Source organism: Streptomyces sp. DH37, from assembly GCF_029813835.1.
Taxonomy (GTDB): domain Bacteria; phylum Actinomycetota; class Actinomycetes; order Streptomycetales; family Streptomycetaceae; genus Streptomyces.
Window position 1 is genome coordinate 12606 of record NZ_JARVKV010000051.1, and the last position, 26407, is coordinate 39012.

General features: G+C 74.8%; 25 protein-coding genes, 1 tRNA gene and 1 pseudogene. 13 read left to right on the forward strand and 14 right to left on the reverse strand.

Annotated features, from left to right (window positions below; all coding sequences use genetic code 11):
• Nucleotides 1–164: 164 nt before the first annotated feature.
• Complete coding sequence (locus QC029_RS22165) at nt 165–1535, reverse strand: M20/M25/M40 family metallo-hydrolase (RefSeq protein WP_279557497.1); 1371 nt, start codon at nt 1533–1535, stop codon at nt 165–167.
• 104 nt (nt 1536–1639) lie between these two features.
• Between QC029_RS22165 and QC029_RS22170 the strand changes: the two genes are divergently transcribed.
• Nucleotides 1640–1724, forward strand: a tRNA-Leu gene (locus QC029_RS22170).
• 62 nt (nt 1725–1786) lie between these two features.
• Here QC029_RS22170 and QC029_RS22175 read toward each other — a convergent pair.
• Together QC029_RS22175 and QC029_RS22180 are read right to left on the reverse strand one after the other, a co-directional pair.
• Nucleotides 1787–2926, reverse strand: a complete 1140-nt coding sequence (locus QC029_RS22175; RefSeq protein WP_279557533.1) for a DUF2330 domain-containing protein — start codon at nt 2924–2926, stop codon at nt 1787–1789.
• Between the two features lie 219 nt (nt 2927–3145).
• Nucleotides 3146–4801, reverse strand: a complete 1656-nt coding sequence (locus QC029_RS22180; RefSeq protein ID WP_279557498.1) for an FAD-binding dehydrogenase — start codon at nt 4799–4801, stop codon at nt 3146–3148.
• Nucleotides 4802–4898: 97 nt separating this feature from the next.
• On the opposite strand from QC029_RS22180, the gene QC029_RS22185 reads away from it, so the two are divergent.
• From QC029_RS22185 to QC029_RS22200, 4 genes are read left to right on the forward strand one after another with little or no spacing between them, the layout of a single operon-like run.
• On the forward strand, nt 4899–5447 hold the full coding sequence (locus QC029_RS22185; protein WP_279557499.1) for an NUDIX domain-containing protein: 549 nt from the start codon (nt 4899–4901) through the stop codon (nt 5445–5447).
• A gap of 10 nt (nt 5448–5457) precedes the next feature.
• Nucleotides 5458–5868: a YidH family protein gene (locus tag QC029_RS22190; RefSeq protein WP_279557500.1), complete on the forward strand. Its 411-nt coding sequence runs from the start codon at nt 5458–5460 to the stop codon at nt 5866–5868.
• Nucleotides 5865–6218, forward strand: a complete 354-nt coding sequence (locus tag QC029_RS22195) for a DUF202 domain-containing protein (RefSeq protein ID WP_279557501.1) — start codon at nt 5865–5867, stop codon at nt 6216–6218. Before QC029_RS22190 ends, QC029_RS22195 begins: the two co-directional genes overlap by 4 nt.
• Nucleotides 6219–6235: 17 nt before the next feature.
• Entirely contained in the window at nt 6236–6709 is a 474-nt protein-coding gene (locus QC029_RS22200) for a gluconokinase (RefSeq protein WP_279557534.1), read from the forward strand.
• On the opposite strand, the gene QC029_RS22205 is transcribed toward QC029_RS22200, so the two are convergent.
• Complete coding sequence (locus QC029_RS22205) at nt 6675–7634, reverse strand: hypothetical protein (protein ID WP_279557502.1); 960 nt, start codon at nt 7632–7634, stop codon at nt 6675–6677. The two genes, QC029_RS22200 and QC029_RS22205, sit on opposite strands and share 35 nt — an antisense overlap.
• 130 nt (nt 7635–7764) lie before the next feature.
• On the opposite strand from QC029_RS22205, the gene QC029_RS22210 reads away from it, so the two are divergent.
• The 3 genes from QC029_RS22210 (at nt 7765) to QC029_RS22220 (ending at nt 10717) form a co-directional block, all read left to right on the forward strand.
• The gene (locus QC029_RS22210; protein WP_279557503.1) at nt 7765–8787 is read left to right on the forward strand and encodes a phosphotransferase family protein; all 1023 of its coding nucleotides are present in this window, start codon (nt 7765–7767) and stop codon (nt 8785–8787) included.
• 6 nt (nt 8788–8793) lie between these two features.
• Entirely contained in the window at nt 8794–10020 is a 1227-nt protein-coding gene (locus QC029_RS22215) for an acyl-CoA dehydrogenase family protein (RefSeq protein WP_279557504.1), read from the forward strand.
• A 289-nt stretch (nt 10021–10309) separates the two neighbouring features.
• The gene (locus QC029_RS22220) at nt 10310–10717 is read left to right on the forward strand and encodes a DUF4262 domain-containing protein (RefSeq protein WP_279557505.1); all 408 of its coding nucleotides are present in this window, start codon (nt 10310–10312) and stop codon (nt 10715–10717) included.
• A 494-nt stretch (nt 10718–11211) separates the two neighbouring features.
• Here QC029_RS22220 and QC029_RS22225 read toward each other — a convergent pair whose 3' ends face one another.
• Complete coding sequence (locus tag QC029_RS22225) at nt 11212–11703, reverse strand: hypothetical protein (protein WP_279557506.1); 492 nt, start codon at nt 11701–11703, stop codon at nt 11212–11214.
• A 151-nt stretch (nt 11704–11854) separates the two neighbouring features.
• Here QC029_RS22225 and QC029_RS22230 point away from each other — a divergent pair.
• Both QC029_RS22230 and QC029_RS22235 read left to right on the forward strand, forming a co-directional pair.
• Nucleotides 11855–12067: pseudogene (locus tag QC029_RS22230) on the forward strand (GNAT family N-acetyltransferase); the annotation flags it as partial.
• A gap of 170 nt (nt 12068–12237) precedes the next feature.
• The gene (locus tag QC029_RS22235; RefSeq protein ID WP_279557507.1) at nt 12238–12453 is read left to right on the forward strand and encodes a type II toxin-antitoxin system VapB family antitoxin; all 216 of its coding nucleotides are present in this window, start codon (nt 12238–12240) and stop codon (nt 12451–12453) included.
• Between the two features lie 130 nt (nt 12454–12583).
• Here the strand turns inward: QC029_RS22235 and QC029_RS22240 are convergent, their stop codons facing one another.
• The 3 genes from QC029_RS22240 to QC029_RS22250 form a co-directional block, all read right to left on the reverse strand.
• The gene (locus QC029_RS22240; RefSeq protein WP_279557508.1) at nt 12584–13576 is read right to left on the reverse strand and encodes an NADPH:quinone oxidoreductase family protein; all 993 of its coding nucleotides are present in this window, start codon (nt 13574–13576) and stop codon (nt 12584–12586) included.
• A 102-nt stretch (nt 13577–13678) separates the two neighbouring features.
• Nucleotides 13679–14284: a TetR/AcrR family transcriptional regulator gene (locus tag QC029_RS22245; protein ID WP_279557509.1), complete on the reverse strand. Its 606-nt coding sequence runs from the start codon at nt 14282–14284 to the stop codon at nt 13679–13681.
• 26 nt (nt 14285–14310) lie between these two features.
• Nucleotides 14311–15090, reverse strand: a complete 780-nt coding sequence (locus QC029_RS22250) for an SDR family oxidoreductase (RefSeq protein ID WP_279557510.1) — start codon at nt 15088–15090, stop codon at nt 14311–14313.
• Between the two features lie 194 nt (nt 15091–15284).
• On the opposite strand from QC029_RS22250, the gene QC029_RS22255 reads away from it, so the two are divergent.
• Together QC029_RS22255 and QC029_RS22260 are read left to right on the forward strand one after the other, a co-directional pair.
• Nucleotides 15285–15815, forward strand: coding sequence for a hypothetical protein (locus QC029_RS22255; RefSeq protein ID WP_279557511.1), 531 nt, complete (start codon nt 15285–15287; stop codon nt 15813–15815).
• A 278-nt stretch (nt 15816–16093) separates the two neighbouring features.
• Nucleotides 16094–16558, forward strand: coding sequence for a MaoC family dehydratase (locus QC029_RS22260; protein ID WP_279557512.1), 465 nt, complete (start codon nt 16094–16096; stop codon nt 16556–16558).
• Between the two features lie 33 nt (nt 16559–16591).
• Here the strand turns inward: QC029_RS22260 and QC029_RS22265 are convergent, their stop codons facing one another.
• From QC029_RS22265 to QC029_RS22275, 3 genes are all read right to left on the reverse strand, one after another.
• Entirely contained in the window at nt 16592–17371 is a 780-nt protein-coding gene (locus QC029_RS22265) for a TetR/AcrR family transcriptional regulator (protein ID WP_279557513.1), read from the reverse strand.
• 246 nt (nt 17372–17617) lie between these two features.
• Complete coding sequence (locus QC029_RS22270) at nt 17618–19177, reverse strand: PQQ-dependent sugar dehydrogenase (RefSeq protein WP_279557514.1); 1560 nt, start codon at nt 19175–19177, stop codon at nt 17618–17620.
• Between the two features lie 310 nt (nt 19178–19487).
• Nucleotides 19488–20648: an acyl-CoA dehydrogenase family protein gene (locus QC029_RS22275; protein ID WP_279557515.1), complete on the reverse strand. Its 1161-nt coding sequence runs from the start codon at nt 20646–20648 to the stop codon at nt 19488–19490.
• A 66-nt stretch (nt 20649–20714) separates the two neighbouring features.
• Here QC029_RS22275 and QC029_RS22280 point away from each other — a divergent pair, with 66 nt between their 5' ends.
• Nucleotides 20715–21368 carry a TetR/AcrR family transcriptional regulator gene (locus tag QC029_RS22280; RefSeq protein ID WP_279557516.1) on the forward strand — a complete coding sequence of 218 codons (654 nt, stop codon included), beginning with the start codon at nt 20715–20717 and terminating at the stop codon, nt 21366–21368.
• Here the strand turns inward: QC029_RS22280 and QC029_RS22285 are convergent.
• The 3 genes from QC029_RS22285 to QC029_RS22295 form a co-directional block, all read right to left on the reverse strand.
• On the reverse strand, nt 21365–22447 hold the full coding sequence (locus tag QC029_RS22285; protein ID WP_279557517.1) for a Zn-dependent alcohol dehydrogenase: 1083 nt from the start codon (nt 22445–22447) through the stop codon (nt 21365–21367). The genes QC029_RS22280 and QC029_RS22285 overlap by 4 nt on opposite strands.
• A 127-nt stretch (nt 22448–22574) precedes the next feature.
• Nucleotides 22575–23993 (reverse strand): aldehyde dehydrogenase family protein, encoded by a 1419-nt coding sequence (locus QC029_RS22290; RefSeq protein ID WP_279557518.1) that lies wholly within the window; start codon nt 23991–23993, stop codon nt 22575–22577.
• A 56-nt stretch (nt 23994–24049) separates the two neighbouring features.
• A complete protein-coding gene (locus tag QC029_RS22295) occupies nt 24050–26407 on the reverse strand; it encodes a molybdopterin-dependent oxidoreductase (RefSeq protein ID WP_279557519.1) in 2358 nt (785 codons plus the stop codon).

Sequence of the window (26407 nt, forward strand, 5' to 3'; positions counted from 1 at the left end):
AATGCGATCCCAGCCGCGGACCGCACTCCCTGTAACGACGGCGGAGGAACCGGGCTACGGCCCGGAGGCGCTTTCACCCGTCCTGGTGACGGGCGTACACAGGGGCGATTACCGGTGCCGGGGCCGGCTCCGCGGAGGGCGCGCGGGCGCGGCCGCCGGGCGGCTCAGCACTGGTCGATGAAGCGGTCCAGCACCCGCACGCCGAACTTCAGCCCCTCCACCGGCACCCGCTCGTCCACCCCGTGGAACATCCCGGCGAAGTCCAGCTCCGGCGGCAGCTTCAGCGGGGCGAACCCGAAGCAGCGGATGCCCAGGTCGTCGAAGGACTTGGCGTCGGTGCCCCCGGAGAGCATGTACGGCACGGCCCGCGCGATCGGGTCCTCGGCCCGCAGCGCGGTCTGCATGGCGTCCACCAGGGCGCCGTCGAAGCCGGTCTCCAGCGCCTTGTCGGAGTGCACGTCCTCGCGCTTCACGCGCGGGCCCAGGATGCGGTCGAGGTCGGCCAGGAACTCCTCCTCGTACCCGGGCAGGAAGCGCCCGTCGACGTGGGCGGTGGCCTGGCCGGGGATGACGTTGACCTTGTAGCCGGCGCCGAGCATCGTCGGGGCCGCGGTGTTGCGCAGCGTCGCCCCGATGAGCTTGGCGATGCCGCCCAGCCTGGCGAGGGTCTCCTCCATGTCCTCGGGGTCCAGCTCGACCCCGAGGGCGTCGGAGAGCTCGTCGAGGAAGGAGCGGACCGTCTTGGTCACCCGGACCGGGAATCTGTGCCTGCCCAGCCGTCCGACCGCCTCGCACAGCTCGGTGATCGCGTTGTCGTGGTTGGTCATCGAACCGTGCCCGGCGGTGCCGTCCACGGTGAGCCGCATCCAGTGCATGCCCTTCTCGGCGGTCTCCACCAGGTACAGCCGCAGCTTCTCGTTGACGGTGAAGGAGAAGCCGCCGACCTCGCCGATCGCCTCCGTCACGCCCTCGAACAGCTCCGGGTGCCGGTTCACCAGGTGCTTGGCCCCGTAGGTGCCGCCCGCCTCCTCGTCGGCGAGGAAGGCCAGCACGATGTCGCGCGGGGGCCTGCGGCCGCTGCGCAGCCGGTCGCGGACGACCGCCAGCGTCATCGCGTCCATGTCCTTCATGTCGACCGCTCCGCGGCCCCACACGCAGCCGTCGGCGATCTCGCCGGAGAACGGGTGGTGGGTCCAGTCGTCGGCGTTGGCCGGGACGACGTCGGTGTGGCCGTGGATGAGGAGCGCGGGCCGCGAAGGGTCCTCCCCCTCGATCCGGGCGACGGTCGAGGCCCGGCCCGGGTGCGACTCGAAGATCCGCGGCTCCAGTCCCACCTCCGCGAGCTTCTCCGCCACGTACTCGGCCGCGGCCCGCTCGCCCGGCCCGGAGTGGTCGCCGTAGTTGCTGGTGTCGATCCGGATGAGATCACGGCACAGGTCGACGACCTCGTCCTCGCCCCTGACCGCGTCCGCCGCGGTGGTGGTCGCGTTCGGCTCGCTCACACTGCCTCCTCGTGTTGCGGGGTCCGCGCCCATCCTCCCGCGTCCGGGGCTCGTGGCACAGGAGCCGGGGTGATCGCCCGGCATCGCTCCAGTGCTATGGTTTACACGTCGCCACGACCGCGGTCGACGGCGCACCTGTCCGGGTGGCGGAATGGCAGACGCGCTAGCTTGAGGTGCTAGTGCCCTTTATCGGGCGTGGGGGTTCAAGTCCCCCTCCGGACACCGGTGGAACGAAGAGAGCCCCTCGCGGATTCCGCGAGGGGCTCTTCGCCGTCCGGCGGCGGCTACGGGCGCGGCGGGGAGCCGCCGACGCGTCCGCCCCGGGCGGCCCTGCCGCGCCGGACCAGCCCGGCCGCGGCGGCGAGCGGGAGGACGAGGACGGCGAGCGAGGTGGCGATCCACGCCGGGACGCCGCCCCAGGTGAGCAGCTCGTCGTCGTACTCCACGGCGCGGTAGGGGGTGTCGGCCTCCGCGCGGCGCAGCTCGTGGTCGCCGCTGATGCGCTCCGGGTGCGGGAAGTCCTGGGCGAGGGCGGTCAGGAACACCTCCCCGTCCGCCTCCCCACCCGCCGGCTCGCCCACCAGCTCGCGCAGCCCGGTCCGGCCCGCCAGCTCCGCCCCGGTCAGCCGGCCGGCGTGGAGGACCTCGGGGCGCTCCCCGCCGATGGGACCGGCGGGCTCCATGCGGTGGGGGGCCAGGACGTACAGCCGCAGGGCCTGGGGCGTGCGCGCGGCGCGGGACAGCCGCATGGGGTAGACCGGCCGGTCGGAGCCGAAGGTGATGCTCAGGGGGTCCAGGGCCCCGCCGAGGACCGGCGGCGGGGTGTCGCCGTTCTTGCCGTCGCCCTCGTTCCCGTCCTCCCGCGCGGGGGCGAGGCGGACGGCGACGTACTGCCACTCCTCCTCGACGTACGGCTCCAGTTCGCGGGCGAGGCGGTCGGGCAGCTCGAAGCCGTTGTCGCGCAGCCAGCCGTCCAGGGCGCCGGGGTCGGTGGCGGTGAGGCGGGCGACGTCGAAGGGGCCGAGCCGCTCGCGGCCGACGACGCCCACCGGCGGGGCGGCGCCGCCGGGCGGCGCGCCGGCCACGGCGCCGTCGGCCCCGTCGAAGGGCCAGTCGCCGGAGCGGGGCCAGAAGTGGCGGCGGGTCTCCCGGACGGGCGCGGTGACCTCCTCCAGCTCGTCGAAGAGCGCGCGGTCGCCCAGTTCCACGGTGGCCCGGCCGGGCACCGGCATGATCCAGGCGGCCTCGGAGGCGTCGCCGCCGACCGTGAGGCGCATGACGATCCGCTCGGTGCGGCCGTCCCAGCGCACCACGGAGGTCTCCTCCCGCACGCTGACGGTGGTGCCCCCGGCCGGCACCATGCCGCCGCAGCCGCAGGCGTGCGCGGGCCGGGCCAGCCAGACGGATTGAACGAGGAGCAGCAGGGCGGCCACCGCCGCCGCCCGGCGCCGCGCGCCCCCGTACCGCTCCCCCGCCCGTCCGGCGCGGATCGTCTCCGTCCCCACTCCCGCTCCCCCTCCGTGCGCCGTCCGCCGGCCGGAATCCCCGGCCGTGCGTTCCCGGCCACAGACGGTCCGGGCCCCCGCGCGGTTCCCGGCGGTGGGTGCCCTCCCCGCAGGCGGCCGGTCCACCGCCCGGCCGGATCAGCCCACGGCCTTCGCCGCCGCGCGGCCCGCGGCGCGGCCCGAGAAGAGGCAGCCGCCCAGGAAGGTGCCCTCCAGGGAGCGGTAGCCGTGCATGCCGCCCCCGCCGAACCCGGCGGCCTCCCCCGCCGCGTAGAGGCCGGGCAGCACCTCGCCGCCCCCGGTGAGGACGCGGGAGGACAGGTCGGTCTCCAGGCCGCCGAGGGTCTTGCGGGTGAGGATGTTCAGGCGCACGGCGATCAGCGGGCCCGCCCCGGGGTCCAGCAGGCGGTGCGGCGGGGCGACGCGGATCAGCTTGTCGCCGAGGTAGGTGCGGGCGCCGCGGACGGCCGTGATCTGGAGGTCCTTGGTGAAGGTGTTGCCGATCTCGCGGTCGCGGGCGGTGATCTCGCGGCGCAGGGCGGTCTCGTCGATCAGGTCCTCGCCGGTCAGCGCGTTCATGCCGCGCACCAGGGCGGACAGGTCGCGCTCGACGACGAAGTCGGCGCCCCGCTCCATGAAGGCGCGCACCGGGCCGGGCGCGCCCGCGCGGGCCCGGCCGAGGACCTGTCGGACGCTGCGGCCGGTGAGGTCGGGGTTCTGCTCGGAGCCCGAGAGCGCGAACTCCTTCTCGATGATCTTCCGGGTGAGGACGAACCAGGTGTACTCGTGGCCGGTCCGCATGATGTGCTCGAGGGTGCCGAGGGTGTCGAAGCCGGGGAAGAGCGGCACCGGCAGCCGCTTCCCGGTGGCGTCCAGCCACAGGGACGACGGGCCGGGCAGGATGCGGATGCCGTGCCGGGCCCAGACGGGGTTCCAGTTCTCGATGCCCTCGGTGTAGTGCCACATCCGGTCGCGGTTGACGATCCGGCCGCCGGCCTCCTCGGCGATGCCGAGCATCGCGCCGTCGACGTGGGCGGGGACGCCGGAGAGCATCCGCTTCGGCGGGGTGCCCAGCCGCTCCGGCCAGTTGGCGCGCACCAGGTCGTGGTTGCCGCCGATGCCGCCGGAGGCGACGACCACGGCCTGGGCCCGCAGGTCGAAGACGCCGGTCGCCTCCCGGCCGCTGGCCGTGCCGCGTTCGGCGCCGCTGGGGGCGAGCACCTCGCCGGTGACGGTGTCCACGGCGCCCGCGCTGCGGGCGAGGCCGGTGACGCGGTGCCGGAAGCGCAGGTCGACCAGGCCCCGCTCGGCCGCCTCCCGCACACGCCGCTCGAAGGGTTCGACCAGGCCGGGCCCGGTGCCCCAGGTGATGTGGAAGCGCGGCACCGAGTTGCCGTGGCCGGTGGCGCCGTAGCCGCCGCGCTCGGCCCAGCCGACGACGGGGAACAGCCGCACGCCCCGGGCGCGCAGCCAGGCCCGCTTCTCGCCGGCGGCGAAGTCGACGTACGCCTCGGCCCAGCGGCGCGGCCAGGCGTCCTCCTCGCGGTCGAAGCCGGCCGTGCCGAGCCAGTCCTGCCAGGCCAGTTCGCGGCTGTCGCGGATGCGCATGCGGCGCTGCTCGGGGGAGTCGACGAGGAACAGGCCGCCGAAGGACCAGTGCGCCTGGCCGCCCAGCGACGCCTCGGGCTCCTGGTCGAGCAGGATCACCTTCCGCCCGGCGTCGGCCAGTTCGGCGGTGGCCGCGAGCCCGGCCAGGCCGGCCCCGATCACGATCACGTCGGCGTCGTACGCCATCTGCCCACCCGCTCCTCGGCTCGTCCGCGCTGGTGAACCGGAGGGTAACCGCCCGCCCGGGCGCACGGCACCCCCCACGGGTTGCTTTGATGGTCGGATGACGAGCGAGGAGACGGCGGGCCGGTCCGCGGACGAGCTGCTGGACATCGTGGACGCGTACGACCGTGTGATCGGGCGGGCCCGGCGCGGTACGGCCGTCGCCCGGCGGATGCGGCACCGCTGCGTGTCGGTGCGGGTGCGCGACGCCGAGGGGCGGATCTTCGTGCACCGCCGCACCCCGGACAAGCTGGTCTTCCCCTCGATGTACGACGTGGTGGTCGGGGGCGTGGTCGGCGCGGGCGAGAGCTACGACGAGGCGGCACTGCGCGAGGCCGAGGAGGAGCTGGGGGTGAGCGGGCTGCCGCGCCCGGAGTACCGGCTGACGTTCCTGTACGAGTCGCCGGAGCACACCTGGTTCCTGGCCGTGTACGAGGTGCGGTGCGACCTGCCGGTGCGCCCGCAGGCCGAGGAGGTCGCCTGGTGGGACTTCCTGCCGGAGGACGAGCTGGAGCGGCGGCTGGCGGAGTGGGACGTGGTGCCCGACGGGCTGGAGTGCCACCGGCGGCTGAGGGAGTGGCACCGGGAGCGCGGCGGGAGCCCCGCGTAGGGTCGGGAGCATGATCGAACGCCTCTGGGACCGGCTCCGGGACCCGGTGCGGCTGTGGCTGGCGCCGGAGCGGATGCGGACCGAGGGCACCACCCCCGACTACCGCTTCTCGCTGGCCAACGAGCGGACCTTCCTGGCGTGGATCCGCACCTCGCTGGCGCTGGTCGCGGGCGGCATCGCGGTGGACCAGTTCCTGACGGGGATGCGCGCCGGGGCGCGGACGGCGATCGCCGTGGTGCTGCTGGCGGGCGGCGCGCTGTGCGCGGTGCGGGCGGTCAACCACTGGCTGCGCACCGAGCGGGCCATGCGGCGCGGCGAGGACCTGCCGCTGTCCCGCTTCCCCGTCCTGCTGGCGCTGGGCACGGCGGTGGCCGCGCTGGTGGTGGTGGCCGGGGTGGTGCTCGGGGAGCTGGGCCGGTGAGCGCGGACCGCCGGCCCCGCGACGGCGGGTCCCGCGGGGCCGGGGCGGCCGTACGCGATCCGGCCGCGCAGCCGGAGCGCACCCGGATGGCGTGGCGGCGCACCACCCTCGCCTTCGCGGTGGTGGTGGCGCTGCTGGCCCGCGGGGCGGTGCACGACGGCGGGCCGCCGCGGGCGTACGCGGCGGCGCTGGGGGCGCTGGTGTGGCTGGCGTTCCTGGCAGTGGCCCACCGCCGCGCCCGCGCGCTGGATGTGCCCCGCCCGGGTCCGCTGGGTACGCGCACGGCGTACGCGGCGGTCGTCTGTACGCTGGCCGTGCCGATTTCAGGAGTGGTGGTGTGGCTGTGGTGAGTGCGCTCGTCGTGGTGATGGGTGTGTCCGGGTCCGGGAAGACGACGGTGGGCACGGCCCTGGCGGAACGGCTGGGGGTGCCGTACGCGGAGGCCGACGACTTCCACCCGCCGGAGAACGTGGCGAAGATGGCGTCGGGCGTCCCGCTGACCGACGCCGACCGCGACCCCTGGCTGGACGCGATCGCCGCCTGGCTCAAGGCCCAGGACGGGGAGGGCGGCGTGGTCACCTGCTCCGCCCTCAAGCGCGCCTACCGCGACCGGTTGCGCCGGGCCGCGCCGGAGGTGTTCTTCCTCCACCTCGACGGCTCCCCCGAGCTGATCGGCGGTCGACTGGCGGGCCGCGAGGGCCACTTCATGCCGCCCGCGCTGCTGAGGTCCCAGTTCGAGACGCTGGAGCCGCTGGACGCGGACGAGGCGGGCGCGGCCGTCCCCATCGACGGGACGCCGGACGAGGTCACGGAGCTGGCCGTCGCCGCCGTCCCCCGCTGACGCGCCGCCGGCTCCGGGGCGCGTGCCGCAGCCGGTGGGCCAGGGCGCGGACCGCGCGGTCGGCGGCCGCGGGCTCGGCGAGCATGCCGCGCGCCAGGGCCTGGCGGACCTCGGGGGTGCGCCCCGCGGCGACCACGGCCAGGGACTCGGCGAGCGCCCGGGGAAGCGCCTGGTGGCGGGGCGGCCGGCCGGCGTCCTCGTCGAACCAGCGCTCCGCGGGGAACGAGCGGTGCACCTTGGGCTGGTGGTCGCCGAACCAGCCCCACACCGCCCCGTGCAGCGAGACGTTCACCACGTTGCCCGCGGGCAGCGTGCGCGTCCAGGCGTGGCTCCCGCTCTGCTGCCAGCGGGGGTGGTGGGGGCTGGTCCTGCCGCGCCAGGTGACGCCGACGTACCGCAGGGTGCGGCGGATCACCGGCCACGGCTCGCGGTTCTCCTCGGCCCAGGCGGCGATCTCGCGGTGCAGGAGGGCGAAGGTGTCGCCGGAGTGCACCACGTCCACCAGGGCGACCGGCCGTCCGCGGCGGGCCAGGTCGTACGGGCTCAGCCCGGTGGCGGCGAGGTGTTCGCGCAGCCTGGCCCGGGCCCCGGGGGGAACGCCCCGCCACAGCCCGGCGCCGGAGACCGGCAGCCGCCGCAGGCCCGGCCGGTCGCGCGGGGGCACGTCCTCGACGGCGCCGGTGAGCAGGTCGTACATGCTGTCCAGGGAGCGTCCGACGAAGCACAGGTCCCCGGCGCCGGAGCGGGCCAGCACCTTGGCCGCGCAGTCGGTGAGCTCGTCCAGGTACCACAGGTCGGCGGGCGGGGCGCCGGCGGCGAGGGCGCCGATCCGGTCGGGGCGGCCCGTCCGGCCGGAGCCGGCCAGTGTCCAGCGGAAGGGGCGCGGCGGCGCGGGCCGCGGGGCCCGGGGCGGTCGGTGGGGCACGGCGCCAGTCCACCACCGCGCCGCCCGGCCGGTCATCCGGTTTTCCGGCCCCTCTCTGGACTCCATACCGACTGGTCGGCATCATTACCCGGTACGTACGACCACCTTCTCCCCGCCGAGGAGCCTTCCGATGACCGAGCACCACCCACCGGGCCTCGATCCCGCGCGGCTGCGCGCGTACCTGGACGCCGAGCGCCCGGGGCTCGTCCGGGGGCCCCTGAGCGCGGAGCTGATCGAGGGCGGCCGGTCGAACCTCACCTACCGGGTGACCGACGGCTCCTCCCGCTGGGTGGTGCGGCGGCCTCCGCTGGGCCACGTCCTGGCCACCGCCCACGACATGGCCCGCGAGCACCGGGTGATCAGCGCGCTGGGCCCCACCGACGTGCCCGTGCCCGGCACGGTGCTGCTGTGCGAGGACGACTCGGTCCTCGGTGCGCCCTTCTACGTGATGGAGTACGTGGAGGGCACGCCGTACCGCACCGCCGGACAACTCGTCCCGCTCGGCCCCGAGCGCACCCGCGCGCTGGTGCTCGGCCTGGCGGACGCCCTGGTGAAGCTGCACTCGGTCGACCCGGCCTCCGTCGGCCTGGGCGACTTCGGGCGGCCGGACGGCTTCCTGGAGCGGCAGCTCCGGCGCTGGGGCAAGCAGCTGGACGCCTCCCGCAGCCGCGAGCTGCCCGGCATCGACGAGCTGCACGCCTCCCTCGGCGGCCGGCTGCCCCGCTCCCCCGCCCCCGCGATCGTCCACGGCGACTACCGGCTGGACAACGTGCTCGTCGGCGCGGACGACGGGATCGCCGCCATCCTCGACTGGGAGATGTCCACCCTCGGCGACCCGCTGACCGACCTCGGCCTGCTGGTGATGTACAGCAGCCAGCGGCACGTCCCCGGCGCCCCCATCGCCACCACGCGCGAGGCGCCCGGCCACCCCGACGCGCGGGAGCTGATCGAGCGGTACGCGTCCCTGTCGGGCCGCGACGTCTCCGACATCGCCTGGTACACGGCGTTCGCCTACTTCAAGCTCGCCGTGATCCTGGAGGGCATCCACTACCGCTACACCCTCGGGCGGACCGTCGGCGCGGGCTTCGACCGCATCGGCGCCCTCGTCCCCCTCTTCGTCTCGAACGGCCTCACCACCCTTCAGGAGGGCTAGACAGCCATGGACTTCGAATTCGACGCCCGCACCGAGGAGCTCCGCGGGAGGCTGCTGGCCTTCATGGACGAGCACGTCTACCCGGCGGAGGCGGTGGCCGGCGAGCAGCGCGCGGCGCTGGACTCGCCGTGGCGCACCCCGCCGGTGGTGGCGGAGCTGAAGGCCGCGGCCCGCGAGCAGGGGCTGTGGAACCTCTTCCTGCCCGACGCCGAGCACGGCGCCGGGCTGACCAACCTCCAGTACGCGCCGCTGGCGGAGATCACCGGCCGCAGCCCGCAGCTCGCCCCGACCGCGACCAACTGCGCCGCCCCGGACACCGGCAACATGGAGGTGCTGGCGCAGTTCGGCAGCGCCGAGCAGCGCGAGCGGTGGCTGAAGCCGCTGCTGGCCGGGGAGATCCGGTCGGCCTTCGCGATGACCGAGCCGGAGGTCGCCTCCTCGGACGCCACCAACATCGAGACGCGGATCCGGCGCGAGGGCGACGAGTACGTCATCACCGGCCGCAAGTGGTACATCTCCGGGGCGATGAACCCCGACTGCGCGGTCTTCATCGTGATGGGCAAGACCGACCCGGACGGCGACGACATCCGCCGCCAGCAGTCCATGGTGCTGGTGCCGCGCGACACCCCGGGCGTCGAGGTGCGGCGGGCGATGACGGTCTACGGCTACGAGGACCACTGGCACGGCGGCCACGCCGAGGTGTTCTTCCACGACGTGCGCGTCCCCGTGGCCAACCTGATCGGCGAGGAGGGCGGCGGCTTCGCCATCGCCCAGGCCCGCCTGGGCCCCGGCCGCATCCACCACTGCATGCGGCTGATCGGCATGGCCGAGCGGGCCGTCGAGCTGATGTGCCGCCGCGCCACCTCCCGTACCGCCTTCGGCAGGCCGCTGGCCGCGCAGGGCGTCGTCCAGCAGTGGATCGCCGACGCGCGGGTGTCGGTGGAGCAGCTGCGGCTGCTGGTGCTCAAGACGGCCTGGCTGATGGACACCGTCGGCAACCGCGGCGCGCACACCGAGATCCAGGCCATCAAGATCGCGGTGCCGCGCACGGTCGTGGGCATCCTGGACCGCGCGGTGCAGCTGCACGGCGCGGGCGGCGTCAGCCAGGACTTCCCCCTCGCCGAGCTGTGGGCCGGCGCCCGCACCCTCCAGCTCGCGGACGGCCCGGACGAGGTCCACCAGCGCTCGCTGGCCCGCCGCGAGCTGAAGCGCTTCGCCGCCGACCGGCCCTGACGGCCCGCGCCCACGGGGCGTACGCGTGCCGGGGACCGCCGCGAGACCGCCGCGGCGGCCCCCGGCACGCGAGGGCGGTTGGGACCACACCCCTTGGAAGGACGCTCCTGACGCCCGGAGCGGGATGCGGCGCCCGGACCGCCCCACCGAGTCGTCCCCCTCCCGCGGCCCGTCCGGAGTCCTGTCCTGCGCTCCTCGCATGGACGGCTTCCCCTGCTCCTGCCTCCTTTGCGAACCCCCGGCGAGGGGAACCGCCCGGGAGGAGCGCGACCGCCGGACAGCCGCGAGCGTGACCGACTTCGGCCGGCATGTGAGGGGCGTGGGTGCGAATGGCGACGCACCTGCTAACCGGGCCTACTCCAACGGGCCCTGGCGCACACTGCGCGGTCCCGGGGTCTGCGTCTTCGGGCTGCGCGTCGAGACGACGACGCCGATCGTGAACACCGTGGGCGCAGCGATCCGCGACGGACACCAGGCCGCGATCCGTCCTGTTCACCCCAGATGGTACACGGACTTCCTCGGCGCCGGCATCGACTTCCACCAGGCTCCTCCACTGCCGATCACGCGGCTTTTCCGGCCGGACGGGGCCGGGCGTTTCCCGTGGGAAGAGGAGGCCGAGGAGCACTGCCGCGCAAGCCGGCCGCTGTTCTGGGTTCCGAGGAGCGGAACCGCCGGCCCGTGGTCCGGGATCGGGTGAGGTTGGCGCGACCTGCTGCGTCGCGTGTGTCCGGGCCGGGAGATCGAGGAGGGTACGGGCTCAAGTCTTCAGGACGGCGTGTACCCGCTCGTTGCGGCCGGCGTCGGCCGACCCGGCCGACAGCGGTTGTCAACGCGGGCCGCCTTCCGCCGTCCTCGGACGGCCGGGGTCCCCCGTTTCCGTCAACCACCGCTTCCGGGCACTGTGCCGCACCCACGTACCGGTGAGCGCCACAGTGAGTCCGTACGCCAGGGCCGCCCATGGGTAAGGGGCGATCTTCATAAGCTTCACCACCCCCAGCGCAACGACGATCAGAGCCGGCAGCAGAAGGGGGATCGTGAGGGCGTGACGCAGTACGTATCCGGTCGGAGGACCGGACGGCAGGGGTTTCCGTATCACGACGGTGTCCTGATCAGGCTCCATGATGCGACCGTATCGCCGGTGCACGGCTGTTGACGCCGAAGGAGTACCTCTCAGGTGAAACAGAGCAGTGGTCAGGCTTCGTCGGCGGCCTGAGCCCGGTGCTTGCTCCGCTGTTTGAGGCCGGCCCCGGCGGTGTTGCGAATCCGCTTGGTGCGGCCGCTTTCGGCGAGAACCTCGATGGCCTCAGCGCTCGGCCCACCGGCCGTTTTGAGCTGGAGCCAGTCGGAGGACGCGAGCAGGTCGTCCCGGTGCCAGGGCAGTTCGAGGGCGATGGCTCGGAAGAGGGACCACTCCCGCAGGCGTCGGACCAGAAAGGGGTGGCGGATCACCACCTGGGTCATCGCCTCCGCCCACTCCTCGTAGGCGGGGCCGAGGCAGAGCTCCGCGGCTCGGCGGTCCAGGTGCCGCAGTACGGCGGACCGGGCCATCATCTGGTCCGGATCGGTGAGAACGCTGCCGACCAGGCCGATCTCGTCCGCGGCGGCGACCTGCCGCAACTCGTCCAGGTAGGCCGCGAAGCGAACGTGCTCGTCCGGCTCCCCCAAGATGTCGTGGACCTTCATGCGGCCTGCTCCTGTCGCTCGACCGGGACACCCTTTTCGAAGTGCGCGCCGACGCGGACGACAGTACTCAGGGCGGCGAGGAGGTGGCGGACGGCGTCGGGAGTGCGGGCGATGGCCTCGCACCGGTGGGAGCGGGCGGCCGGCCCGAGGGGGCGGCCGGGCGCTGGCCGACTGGTGCTTCACCGACCCGGGCCTGTTCCGCCTGGAGCCAGGGCACCGCACCGACAATCCGGCCTCCTGTCGCATGGCCCGCGCGGCGGGGTCCGCACCCGAGGGCCTGCAACGGCGGAAGCTCGCCCATGACGGTGTCCGCTACGACGTCGAGCTGCACGCACGGCCGGCGACGGACCCGCGCCCGGGGTAGCCAGGCCGAAACGCCGTGGAAGCGGCGTGGTCCTCCTCATCGGGTGACATCGGCTGCCAGGCGTTCCGCACACGCCAGGTGAGAATCCACTGCGCCGCACCACGGAAGCAGTGTCGGTGAGGTGCCTACCTACGGACGTCTCCGATGTGAAGGAGAGGTGCCGCACGTCCGTGATCGGACTCGACATCGATGACGACGCCCCGGAGCGCGCCATGTCGCCGGCCGAGGGCAGGACCAGGACGGAGACGGCCGACCCGGCCCTCGACTTCTACGTGGAGCGGCAGGAGCGTGCGACGCGCATCGGCCTTCACCTCGAGCGTGCGCGCACGTGGGGCGCCGTCGAGGACGCCGAGCACCTGCACGATGCGGGGAAGCGCAACCGGTGAACTCCTCCTGACCTTTCCGGCTGCGCGAGGGCCGTGTGCGGCGCCCGGGACCGCCGCCTCATCAGCCGTGTGTCCCCGGACCGCCCGGCGGTCCGGGGACACACGGCGTCGGCGGGCGGTCCGGCAGGGCTCAGGGCCGGACGACGACGCGGCCGGTGGTGGTGCCGTCGGCGACGCGCTGGACGGCGTCGGCCGCGTCCTCCATCGGCACGCGCTCGCTCACCAGCGGCCTGACCGCGCCCTGCTCGGCGAGCTTGGTCAGCTCCTCGTGGCAGGCCCGGACGGCGGCCGGGTCGTGGGTGTTGTACAGACCCCAGTGCAGGCCGAGGATCGCGTAGTTCTTCACCAGGACGTGGTTGAGGCCGGGGCTGGGGATGGTGCCGCCGGCGAAGCCGACGACCACGATCCGGCCCTCGAAGGCGACGCACTTGGTGGAGGCGGTGTACGCGTCGCCGCCGACCGGGTCGTAGACCACGTCCGCGCCGTGGCCGCCGGTGGCCTCCTTGACCGCCTCGGCCAGGCCCCGTACGCCGTCGACCGCGCGCCGGTCGATCACCGCGTCGCAGCCCAGCTCCCGGGCCACCGCGGCCTTCTCCGGGCCGCCCACCACGCCGATCACGGTCGCGCCCGCCGCCTTGCCGAGCTGGACGGCCGCGCTGCCCACGCCTCCGGCGGCGGCGTGGACCAGCAGCGTCTCGCCGGCCCGGAGGCGGGCGCGGCGGTGGAGGCCGAACCAGCCGGTCTGGTAGCCGATGTGGAGGGCGGCGGCCTCGGCGTCGTCCAGCGCCTCGGGGGCGGGGGCGCACCGGGCCTCGTCGACCGCCACCAGTTCGGCGAAGGCGCCGTGGGGCAGATCGGGCTGGGCGATGACCCGGGTGCCGGTCCCGGTGGCCGTGCCCTCCCCCGCCGCCACGACCTCGCCGCACAGCTCCACGCCGGGGGTGAAGGGCAGCGGGGGCCTCACCTGGTAGTGGCCGCGGCACAGCAGCGCGTCGGGGAAGTTGACGTTCGCCGCCCGTACGCGCAGCAGGAGGCGGCCGGGGCCCGGTTCGGGGTCCGGGACCTCCTCCAGCCGCATCGCCTCGCGCGGTTCGCCGTTCTCGTGGACGCGCCATGCCTTCACCTGAGGCCTCCGCCCTGTTCGTGGTCGTGGGTCGTGGGTCGTGGGTCGTGGGTCGTGTCGGATTCTTCGGGGGCACCGGGGCCGCGGGCCCACGGTGGGGGCCTACGGCCGCAGCGCCCGCAGCAGCAGGTCCGCCAGGTGGTCGGCGACCTCCTGCGGGGTCATGCGGCCGCCGGGCCGGTACCAGGTGCTGAGGTGGTGGACGGAGCCGAAGTGGTAGTCCACCACCAGGTCGGCCGGGGTGGCGGTGCTGAACACCCCCGCCTTCTGCCCCTCCTCGATCAGGGCGCGGAACCGCTCGTGGTAGCGGCGGCGCTCCGCCCTCACCTGCTTCTGCTTGTCCTCGCTGAGCTGGTGCATGGAGCGGAAGAAGATCGACGCGTCGTCGAGGTTGTCGATGGTGGTGACGACGACGTCGGCCGCGGCGTCGCGCAGCCGCCGCTCCACGGGGGCGTCGGCCTCCGCGAAGGCGTCCAGGCGCTCCTGCTGGAGGCGCAGCACCCGGCCGTAGATCTCGTGCAGCAGATCGTCCTTGGAGCCGAAGTAGTGGTAGAGGGCGCCCTTGGTGACGCCCGCCGCCTCGACGATCTCCTGGACGGACGTGCGGTCGTAGCCGCGGTCGGCGAACAGCCGGGTGGCGGCGGCCAGCAGCCGCTGCGGGACCGGCTGGTCGGTGGTGCCCTGCCGCTGGTTCGCCGAGCTCGTCATGGCGCTTCCTCCTGCTCCTGGTGGTCTTACCGGACCTGCTGGTCCCGCTGGATTGTCTCCAGCTTCCGCTGCACATGATTCATCGCGTCCAGCCACGCGTCGGTGTCGGATGCCCGGGCGACGGCGTAGCGGCCGACCTCCGGGTGCGGCAGGACCAGGAAGCGCCCGGCGTCGATCGCCTCCAGCACGGCCCGCGCGACGTCCTCCGGCTCGATGGCCGTGCCCTTGAGGACCAGGTCGCCGGCGGTGGAGGAGGCGGCGAGCATGTCGGTGCGCACGCCCTGCGGGCAGACCGCGTGGACGTCGATCCCGCGGTGGCGGTAGGTGACCGACAGCCACTCGGCGAAGGCGAGGGCGGCGTGCTTGGAGACGCTGTAGGGCGCGGTGCCGACCATGGTGAGCATCCCGGCGGCCGAGACGGTGGCGACGAAGCGGCCCCGGCCGCGCTCCAGCCACTCGGGCAGCAGCGCGCGCGCCGCGCGTACGTGGGCCATGACGTTGACGTCCCAGGCGGCGTCCCAGACGGCGTCCTCGGCCTCGGGGCCGCCGACGGGGGCGATGCCGGCGTTGGCGCAGAAGACGTCGACCGCGCCGCCGAGGGCCTCGCGGGCGGCGGGGACGACCTCCGAGGCGTCGCCGGGCACCGCCGTGCCGCCGATCTCGGCGGCGACGGCCCGCGCCCGCCCGGCGTCGAGGTCGTTGACGACGACCCGGGCGCCGCGCGCGGCGAAGGCGCGGGCCAGGGCCGCGCCGATGCCGCCGCCCGCTCCGGTCACCACGACGCCCGCGTCCCGCAGGTTCTCCATGTGCCCACCCCTCGTCTCGTGCCGGCCGCCGGAACCGGCCGCTGGGACCGGTCATCGGAGGTTCACGGAATTTCCTCACAGACTAACCAGTCGGTATGTGGCATCGGAAGATTCGGGGGCACACGGATCCATTAGAGGGTCCGGTACGTCCCAACGATGACGGCTGTGGTCACTTACGTCGGAGGTGGTACGCGTTGGCCGGTTTCAACGCCCTGGCAGAACAGGTTCGTGATCCCGGGAGAGACCCGTCCCAGCGCAGGCAGGCGCTGCGCAAGTGCCTTGAGCGCTTCGCACCGTACGGGCACCGTGCCACCTGGCACCACCTGTGCGCCCGCGCGGGCATCTCCCCGGACGACCGCAGTCCCGATCCGGAGCGGCTGGTGGCCGCCCTGGAGGAGTTGGAGGAGGCCCGGGAGGTGTGGCTGGCGTACGAGCGCGACTTCGCGCGGCGGCGCAGGGAGCAGAAGTACGAGGGCGTCCGGCAGCCGCCGGGAGACGCCTGGCACCGGCGCTGCTGGGGCGGTCGCGGGCTCCTGCCCGTCGAGGACCCGGACGCCGCGCCGCCCGCCCCGCTGGCGGACGTCGTACGCCGGCTGGTCCGGGAGGCCGAGGCGCGCGAGGCGCAGCGCGCGGCGCAGGCGATGCACAGAGCCCGGCAGGCGCAGCGGGGAGCGGCGGCGCACCGTTCCGTGGGTTCCGTGGGGAGGATGGCGGTCAGCCACTGACGGTCCGGAGGTCCGGTCACGGGGCCGCGAGGGGGCCTGGTTCCGCGCGGCCCGGACACGGCCGGGCCTTCGGTCCGGACGGGCTCGGGGAGTTCCGGTGGGGTACGGACGCGCCACGGCGGGTCCCGGATGTCCGGGGCCCGCCGTGGCGCGTCACGGGGCGGGCGCGGGACGGACCGTTGACATGTCCGAAGCCGCCCACCATCCTGAGCAAGCGCTTAGTCGCATGCAGGACACCATGGACACCACGGTCACCACGGTTGGGGAGGCGAGCTTCGATGGCGGAGCCGCGGGTTTTCACATCGGTCGACGAGCTGCGGGCTGCGGTCGGCGAGGAGTTGGGCACCAGCGACTGGCTGGAGGTCGACCAGAAGCGGATCGACCTGTTCGCGGACGCGACCGGCGACCACCAGTGGATCCACGTCGACCCGGAGAAGGCCGCCGCCGGGCCGTTCGGCACGACCATCGCGCACGGCTACCTGACGCTCTCGCTGCTGCCGGTGCTGGTGCCGCAGCTGATCCGCGTCGAGGGCGTGCGCATGGGCATCAACTACGGCGTGAACAAGGTCCGCTTCCCCTCCCCCGTGCCGGTCGGCTCGCGGGTGCGCGCGGGCGCGCGGATCGCGGACGTCACGGCGGTGGCGGAGGACTGCGCGCAGCTCACGGTGCAGGTCACGGTCGAGCGCGAGGGCGGCGACAAGCCGGTGTGCGTCGCCGAGAGCGTCGTGCGCTACTACCTCTAGCCCGCATCCGGCCGGCCGACGCCGCCTCGGGATTCACGCGCCCCGGCCGCCCCCCTCGCCGGAGGGGCCGGCCGGGGCTCCGACCATCCTCAGCACCAGCCCGGCGTAGAGCTCGCCGATCTCCCCGGGGGTGCGCGTCCCGCCGGAGCGGAACCAGCGGGCGACGTCGATGCAGAGCGAGAGCACGGCCAGCGCCGTGCCCCGGATGTCGGGGACGGTGAAGTCCCCGGCGGCGACCCCGTCCTCCAGGATGCCGCGCAGGATCTCCTCGCTGCGCCGGCGCAGGGCGACGATCTCGGCGTAGTGCTCCTCGGCCAGCGCGTTCAGCTCGTACTGCACCACCCGGGCGGTGGTGTGGCGCTCGGCGTGCCAGCGGACGAAGGCGCGCACCGCGGCGGCGAGCCGGTCGGCGGGGGCCACGGCGCTGTTGCCGGCCTCGGTGAGGATGCGCACCGAGCGCTCGTGGCCGACCCGGCTGATCTGGTAGAGCAGCTCTTCCTTGGTGCGGTAGTGGATGTAGAGCGCGGCCGGGCTCATTCCGGCGCGGGAGGCGATGTCCCGGGTGGTGGTGGCGTGGAAGCCGCGCTCGGCGAACGCCTCGACCGCCGCCAGCAGCAGCCGGCGGGCGGCGTCGGGGGCCACCTCGCCCCAGGAGTCGTCCGGCTCCCCGGCGCCGTTCGCGCCGTCCGGGGCCTCCTTCACGGTGTCCGGGGCCTCCTTCACGGTGTCCGCGGCGCCCGTAGTGCCCGCGGTGCTCGCGGTGTCCGCGGCGCCCGCGGCATCCACGGCCTTCGCTCCCGTCTCCGCAGCCATCAGCACCTCGCCCGTTCGTCCCACCGGGCGAACACCATACATCGGTTGCTGAGCAGCCGCTTAGAGGACCTGACGGAAGTCGCCCGGCGGCCGGGCGCCGGTCCGCCCGGCCGCCGGGCCGGCCACGGGGGACCGCCGGCCCGGCCCCGTGCCGTACGGAGCCGGACGGGAGCGCTCCCACGACGGAGGCGGGGATACCCCCGCCTCCGGGACCGGACCCCGGGACCGGACCGGCGGACCGGCGGCTCAGCGGCCGATGGCGCAGGCGTCCCCGTTGAGCGTGAACCGCGGCGGCGCCGAGGCGTCGCCGGTGTGCCGGGCGAGGTAGCCGAGGGTCACGCTCGCGCCGGGCGCGATCGTGGCGTTGTGCGGGGCGTTGGTCGCCGTGACCACGTTGCTTCCCTGGGTGGTGTCCGTGTTCCAGTCGGAGACGACGGTCTGCCCGAGGGCCAGCGGGAACTCCAGCGTCCAGCCGTTCACCGGGGAGTCGCCGGTGTTGGTGACGGTGAGGTCCACCGTCGTGCCGGTGCCCCAGGACACCACGGTGCGGTCGATCCGGCAGGTGGGCTCCTCCCGCTCGAACGACACCCGGTGCAGGCCGCCGGGCAGGTCGTTGACCATGTAGAACTCCCCCTCGGCCGTGGTGCCGATCGACGTCACCTGGGTGGGCGTCTCCCCGATCTCGGCCTGCTCGTAGCCGCCCCTGCCGTCGGGGCGCAGCGCCCAGACCGTGGACGAGCAGTAGTCGGTGGCGATGTACGTGCCGCCGACCAGGTCGGCGTACTCCCGGCCCCGGTAGACGTGGCCGCCGATGACGGAGCAGCCGCCGGTGTACGGCGAGTACGTGAAGACCGGCTCGGTGTACTCCTCACCGGGCACGCAGTGGCCGCCCTCGAACCTCTCCAGGCCCTCGTAGCAGGACCAGCCCAGGTTCAGCCCGCCCCGTCCGGGCGCGAGGTGGTCGATCTCCTCCCAGCGGCCCTGGCCCACGTCGCCGATCCACATCGAGCCGTCGGCGCTGTCGAAGGAGAACCGCCACGGGTTGCGCAGTCCGTACAGCCATATCTCGTCGCGGGCGCCGGCGGTGCCGACGAAGGGGTTGTCCGCGGGGACGCAGTACGCGAGCGCGCCGCAGGCGCGGCTCACGTCGAGGCGCAGGATCTTGCCCAGCAGGGTGTCCAGCCGCTGTCCGGCGCGGAAGGGGTCCCCGGAGCCGCCGCCGTCGCCGATGCTCCAGTACAGGTTGCCGTCGGGGCCGAAGGCGAGCTGGCCGCCGTTGTGGTTGCTGTACTCGGCGTGCTCCTGGGAGAGCAGGGGCTCCAGGCGGGACTCGTCGAGCCGGTAGCGGGCGAGGGTGACCGCGCCGTCGGGCAGCGCGGTGTACGCCAGGTACAGGTCCTGGCTCTCGGCGAAGTCGGGCGGCAGGGCCATGCCGAGCAGGCCGCGCTCGTTGCCCGACAGGTCCACGGCCGAGGTGATGTCGAGGAGCGGGGTCCGGGCGAGGCCGGTGTCCGGGTGGTAGACGCGGACGGTGCCGGGCTTCTCGGTGATGAACAGCCGGCCCGTGCCGTCGTCGGGGGCGGCGACGGCGGTGGGCCGCCTCAGTCCGGAGGCGACCTGGGTGGTGGTCGCGCTGAGCGACGGCAGGGGCACCGTCGAGGTGTCCGCCGCACCCGTGCGGGGCGGGGCGGTCCCCGCGGCGGCGGGGGGAGCCGCCGCGGAGGGCCGGGCGGCGGCGGGCAGCGGGGCGAGCACGGTCAGCAGGAGTGCGAGCAGGAGGGGACCGGTCCAGCGGCGTCGTAACATGTCGGCTCCAGGAACGGGGACGCTTGCACGGCGGTGGCGCTCTCCGGAGGCGGGCGCGACCGGACCGCGGCCCGCCGGCCCCGCCGGTCACGGGCAGCCGCGGGCGGGAGACGGGGAACGCGGTGCGGGAGCCGGCCGGACCGGGCCGGCCGGGCGGCCGGGTTCCGTCCTCCGATGCGCCTTTCCGGGACCGTATCGGTTCCCCCTCCGCCACACCAGGTCCGTGCCGCGACTTCCGGCCCTCCCGGCCCTCCCCACCCTTCCGGCCCCACCGCTTCGGCCTCCTCGGCGGCGGGCGGCCGGAGGGCCGTCAGAACGCCGAGACCCCCGTCAGGGAGCGGCCGATGAGCAGCTTGTGGATCTGGCTGGTGCCCTCGTACAGCGTCATCACGCGGGCGTCGCGCAGCAGCTTGCCGACCGGGTACTCGTCGATGTAGCCGTAGCCGCCGAAGACCTGGAGGGCGTTGTTGGCGGCGCGCACCGCGGCCTCGGAGGCGTAGAGCTTGGCGACGGAGGACTCGGTGGCGAAGGGCAGGCCCCGGTCGATGTGGTCGGCCACGCGCCAGGTCAGCAGCCGGGCGGCGTCGACGTCCACGGAGATGTCGCTGATCAGCTCCTGGACGAGCTGGTGGCCGGCGATGGGCCTGCCGAACTGCTCGCGCTCGGTCGCGTAGGACACGGCCGCGTCCAGCGCCGCCTGCGCGATGCCGACGCATCCGGCCGCCACCGACATGCGTCCCTTGGCAAGGGCCGACATGGCGACGGAGAATCCCTTGCCCTCGGGGGCGAGGCGGCAGTCGTCGGGTACGCGGACGCCGTCGAGCACCAGCTCGGCGGTGGCCTGTCCGCGCAGGCCGAGCTTGCCGTGGATCTCCCGGCGGGTCAGGCCCGGGGTGTCGGTGGGGACGAGGAAGGCGGTGATCCCCTTGTGGCCGGGCTCGGTGCCCGAGCGGGCGAAGAGCAGCACCACGTCGGCCCAGGTGCCGTTGGTGATGAAGGTCTTGGCGCCGTCGATGACCCAGTCGCCGCCGGAGCCGCCGTCGCGGCGGGCGCGGGTGGTGAGGTTGGCGGCGTCGGATCCGGTGCCGGGCTCGGTCAGGCCGAAGCAGCCGACGGCCTCGCCCGCGCAGAGCCGGGGCAGCCACCGCCGCTTCTGCTCCTCGCTCCCCCAGGCCGCGATCGACTTGGCGACCAGGCCGAGGGAGACCGACAGCACCCCGCGCACGGCGGAGTCGCCGCGGCCGAGCTCCTCGGTGACCAGGCAGTACGCGAGGTGGTCGCCGCCGGAGCCGCCGTACCCCTCCGGGACGGTCAGGCCCAGGAAGCCCAGGTCACCCAGGGCCTTCACCACGGACCGGTCGATGCTCTCGGCGCGGTCCCACTCGGTGGCGTGCGGGACGATCTCCCGGTCGACGAACTCCTTGGCCAGCCGCCGTACGGCAGCCTGCTCCTCCGACAGCTCCAGATCCATGCCCCATAAACTAGCAGCGCTAGTTACAGCTTCACAGACATCGAACGAGACCCGAGGATGTGATCCGTGGCACGCCCACGTACCCCCCTGCTGAGCCGTGAGCGGATCGTGGCGGCGGCGCTCGCGCTGGTGGACGACGAGGGCCTGCCCGCGGTCTCGACGCGCAGGCTCGCCGCCGGGCTGGGCGTCAGCGGTCCGTCGCTCTACAACCACTTCCGCACCAAGGACGAGATCCTGGACGCGGTCGCCGACGCGGTGTGCGCCGATGTCGACCTGTCGATGTTCACCGACGGCACCGACTGGCGCGAGGCGCTGGTGGCCTGGGCCCGCTCCTACCGGGCGGCCCTCACCGCGCACCCGAACATCGTCCCGTACCTGGCGCAGGGGCCGGGCCGCCGCCCGAGCCAGCTGCGGATGGCCGACGCCGTCTACGGGGCGATGCGCGACGCCGGGTGGCCGCGCGCCCAGGCCACCCACATCGGCGCGCTGATGCGGTACTTCGTGGCCGGCTCGGCGCTGGGGTCCTTCGCGCGCGGCTTCGTCGACGACGCGGCGCTGTACGAGCGCGACTACCCGCACCTGGACCAGGCCCACCTGCTGGCCGAGCACCAGCAGCGCGTCGACGAGGGCGCCTTCGAGGCGGGCCTGCGCGCCCTCGTCGACGGGCTGGCGCTCCAGTTCCCCGGCGGGACCGGGCGGGAGCGGGCGGCGGAGGGCTAGAAGACCACCAGCGCCCGGCCGCCGCGCCCGGCGAGCATCGCCCCGAAGGCCGCCGGCACGTCCTCCAGGCCGATCCGGTCGGTGACCAGCACGCCCAGGTCCAGCCGGCCGGAGCGGACGTGCCCGGCGAGCACCGGCAGGTCGCGCACGGGGTCGCAGTTGCCGTAGACGCAGCCGGACAGGGTGCGGGCGAAGTGGAAGATCTCCAGCGGCGAGAAGGACACCTGCGTGTCCTTGCCGCCGATGCCGACGACCGAGGTGCGGCCGCCGCGCCGGGTGGAGGACCAGGCCGCGCGGATGGTCTCCGCGCGGCCGACGCACTCGACGGCCGCGTCCGCGCCCAGTCCGCCGGTGATCCTCCGGATCTCCTTGGAGGTGGCGTCGGAGGCGATCAGGAAGTCGGTGGCCCCGGCGCGGCGCGCCAGTTCCTCCTTCTCCGGGGAGACGTCCACGGCGACGATCCGGTCGGCGCCCGCGATCCGCGCCGACTGGATCACCGCCAGGCCCACCCCGCCGACGCCGAAGACGGCGACCGACTCGCCCTCGCGCACCCGGGCGCTGTGGTTGACCGCGCCGTAGCCGGTGAGGACCGCGCAGCCCAGCAGCGCGGCGTCGGTCAGCGGTACGCCGTCGGGCAGCGGCAGCACGCCGCGCTCGGCGACGACCGTCTCCTCGGCGAACGCGGCCGTGCCCAGCCCCGGGTACAGGTCGCGGCCGTCGGCGGAGCGGGCGTAGGGGACGCCGCTGGCCGCGTTGGCCTCGGTGCACAGCCAGGGCTCGCCCAGCCTCGCGCAGAAGTGGCAGCTCCCGCAGGAGGGCGCCCAGTTGAGGACCACCTCGTCGCCCGGGGCGACCGTGGTCACGCCCTCGCCCACGGCGGTCACGGTGCCCGCGCCCTCGTGCCCGAGGACGGCGGGCACGGGCTGGCGCAGGGTGCCGTTGGACAGCGACAGGTCGGAGTGGCAGACCCCGGCGGCGGCGAGGCGGACCCTCACCCGGCCGGGGCCGGGCTCCGGCAGGTCGATCTCCCCGAGTTCGAGCGGGGCTTGGGCGGCGGGCAGGACTACGGCGCGGACCACGTGGCGTTTCCTCTCGTGTCCTTGGCGGACGTGCGGCTTCCCACGGACGGGACGGGACGGGGCGGGCGGGCTGGGTCGGACGGGTCGGGACAGGCGGGCCGGGTCGGACGGGGCCGGCCCGGAGGGCTCAGAACTGCAGGGACTTGGTCTGGAGGTACTCGGTCAGGCCGTGCGGGCCCAGTTCCCTGCCCACGCCGGACTGCTTGTAGCCGCCGAAGGGGGCCAGGGGGTTGAACCGGCCGCCGTTGATGTCCACCTGGCCGGTCTGGAGGCGGCGGGCGAAGGCGACGGCCTCCTCGTCGTCGCCGGCCCACACCGCGCCGGACAGGCCGTAGGCGGAGTCGTTGGCGATCCGGGCGGCGTCCTCGGCGTCCTCGTACCGCAGGACGCTCAGGACGGGGCCGAAGATCTCCTCCCGGGCGATGGTCATCTCCGGGGTGACGCCGGCGAAGACGGTGGGGCGCACGTAATAACCGCGCTCCAGGCCCTCGGGCGCGTCGGGGCCGCCCGCGACGAGGGCGGCGCCCTCCTCGACGCCGGTGCGGATGTAGCCGGTGACGCGCTCGCGCTGCCTGGCGCTGACCACCGGGCCGAGGCGGGTGGCGGGGTCGGTGGGGTCGCCGGGCACGTACTTGGCCGCCGCGGCGGCGGCGATCTCCACGGCCTCGTCGTAGCGGTCGGCGTGGACCAGCATGCGGGTCCAGGCGCTGCACGTCTGGCCGGAGTTGGCCATCACGTTGCCCACGCCGATCTTCACGGCCCTCACCAGGTCGGCGCTGGGCAGGATGACGTTGGCGGACTTGCCGCCGAGCTCCAGGGCGACCCGCTTGACCGCACCGCCCGCGACGGCGCCGATGCGGCGGCCGACGACGGTGGAGCCGGTGAAGGAGACCAGGTCCACGCCGTCGTGCTCGGCCAGCGCCTGCCCGGCGACCGGGCCGAGTCCGGTGACGAGGTTGAACACCCCGGCGGGCAGCCCCGCCTCGTGGACGGCCTCGGCGAAGAGCCGGGCGACCAGCGGGGTGTCCTCGGCGGGCTTGAGGACGAGGGTGCAGCCGGCGGCCAGCGCCGGGGCGACCTTGGCGACGATCTGGTGCAGCGGGTAGTTCCAGGGCGTGATCGCGCCGACGACCCCGACCGGCTCGTGCAGCACGCGGGAGTTGCCCAGCTCCTCCTCGAAGGGGTGCTCGGCGGCGAGTCGGGCGTACGTCCCGGCGACCGTGGTGGGCAGGTCGGCGTGGACGGCCCGGGAGAAGGAGAGCGGGGCGCCCAGCTCCGCGGTGACGGTGGCGGCGATCTCCTCGCGCCGGGCGGCCAGGGCGTCGTGCAGCGCGCCGATCCGCGCCGCGCGTTCCGCGGGCGGTACGGCGGCCCAGCCGGGCAGGGCCGCGCGGGCCGCGCGCACGGCCGCGTCGACGTCCTCGGCGGTGCCCGCCGGGACGGTCCCGATGATCTCCTCGGTGGCCGGGTCGACGACCTCGATCGTCTCCGTGCCCGCGGCGGGGCGCCATTCTCCGTCGATGTACATGCCGTTGTGTGCCTGCATGACCCCAAACTAGCGGCGCTAGTTTGGGGTGTCAGCAGGACGGCGCATGCCGTGGATCACACGGCGGAGGGGACGGACGCCGGGGAGGTCCCCCCGGCGTGTCCGGGGGCCGCCGCGGGGGCCACCCGGACCGGGAACCCGTTGAGCACGGCGGTCCCCGACAGCGGGTCGAGCAGCCGCCCGTCCAGGAGCTGGTTGACGTTGGCCCCGGGGTCGGCGGAGGCCACCGGCGTACGGGTGCCGGGCCGGTCGTGGCCCCAGCCGTGCGGCAGGCTGACGACCCCCGGCGCCACCTCGTCGGTCACCTCCACCGGCGCCCGGACCGCTCCCCCGTCGCCGCGGACCTCGGCGAGGGAGCCGTCGGCCAGGCCGAGCCGGGCGGCGTCGGCGGGGTGGACGTGGAGGGTGCAGCGGTTGCTGCCGCCCGTCAGCGCCGGGACGTTGTGCATCCAGCTGTTGTTGGAGCGCAGGTGGCGGCGGCCGACCAGCACCAGGGCGCCGGGCCCGTCCCGGCGGTCCGTCAGGAGGCGGCGCAGCCGGGGCACGTCGGCGGCGATCGGCTCCGGGCACAGCTCGACCGTGCCGGAGGGGGTGCGCAGCACCTCGGGCAGGCGGGGGCGCAGCGGGCCGAGGTCGATGCCGTGCGGGTGCTCCAGCAGCCTCGCCAGGGTGAGGCCGCCGGGGTCGGCCCCGAAGCCGTCGCCGTAGGGGCCCAGCCGCAGCATCATGTCCAGCCGGCGCTCGGCGCCGTCCTCGCCCGTCAGCAGACCCGCCAGTTCGCCCGCGTCCCGGCCGTGGACCGGGGAGCGGGGGTCGGCGACGGCGGCGGACAGGGTGTGCTCGACGACCGCGGCGTCGACCGCCTCCGGGTCCCCTCCCGGCGCTCCGGAGGCGCACAGCACCAGGCGGGCCAGGATCCCCGCCTCGCTCACCTCCCCCTCGGCGAGGGGGATCACGGGCCGGGTGTAGCGCACCTGGTTGCGGACGGCCAGGGCGTTGAGGCCGAAGTCGAAGTGCGGGGAGCGGCTGGGCCGGGGCGGCGGCAGCACGACGTGGGCGTGGCGGGAGGTCTCGTTGAGGTACGGGTCGACGCTGACCATGAAGTCCAGCCCGGCCAGGGCCCTCTCCAGCCGGGCGCCGTCCGGCGCGGAGAGCACGGGGTTGCCGGCGACGCAGATCAGCGCCCGCACCCGCCCCTCGCCCGGGGTGTCGATCTCCTCGGCCAGCGCGGCCGCCGGGAACTCCCCCTTGACCTCCGGGTGCCCGCCGACCCGGCTGCGCCTGCGGCCGGTGGCGAAGCCCCGGCCCGGGGCGGGCGGCCGGGGGGCGCGGGCGGTGGCCGACAGCGGGAACATCGCGCCGCCGGGCCGGTCGAGGTTCCCGGTCAGCGCGTTGAGGACGTCGACCAGCCAGCTGGCCGTGGTGCCGAACTCCACGGCCGTGCTGCCGATGCGGCCGTAGACCGCGGCGCGTTCGGCGGCGGCCAGTTCGCGGGCCAGGGCGCGGATGACGTCGGGCTCGACGCCGCAGGCGCCGGAGACGGCCTCGGGGGTGAAGTCCGCGGCGAGCCGGGCCACGTCCTCCACGCCGCTCAGGTGCTCGCCGGCCGCGCCGGTGTCGGCCAGGTCCTCGGCGAAGAGGACCTGGACCATCGCCATCAGCAGCAGGGCGTCGCCGCCCGGCCGTACGGCCACGTGCCGGTCGGCCAGGCGCGCGGTGCGGGTGCGGCGCGGGTCGACGACGGTGAGGGTGCCTCCGCGCCGCCGCAGCGCCCTGAGGCGGCCGGGGAAGTCGGGGGCGGTGCACAGGCTGCCGTTGGACTCCAGCGGGTTGGCGCCGACGACCAGCAGGTGGTCGGTGCGGTCCAGATCGGGGACGGGGATGGCCAGGGGGTCGCCGTACAGCAGTCCGCAGGAGACGTGCTTGGGCATCTGGTCGAGGGTGGAGGCGGTGAAGAGGTTGGGGGTGCGCAGGGCCCTGAGCAGGACGGGCGGGTAGAGGGCCCCGGCGACGGTGTGGACGTTGGGGTTGCCCAGGAAGAGGGCCACCGCGCGGGGGTCGCCGTCCGCCAGGACGCCGCCCAGTCCCCCGGCGACCGCGGCGAACGCCTCCTCCCAGCTCGCCTCCCGCAGTTCGCCGCCGCGGCGGACCAGCGGGCGGGTGAGGCGGTGGGGGTCGTCGTCCAGCTCGCCGAAGAGGGCTCCCTTGGGGCAGACGAAGCCGCGGCTGAAGACGTCGTCGCGGTCGCCGCGCGCCGCGGTGATCCGCTCCCGTCCGCCGCCGTCCCGGCCGACGGTGACGCTCAGCCCGCAGGTGGCCTCGCACAGCGGGCAGATCCGCCGGGCCGTACGGCTGTCCGGGCCGGTACCGGCGCCGGCCTCCGCGGTCGTCCGGGTGCTGGCACTCTGCGACAT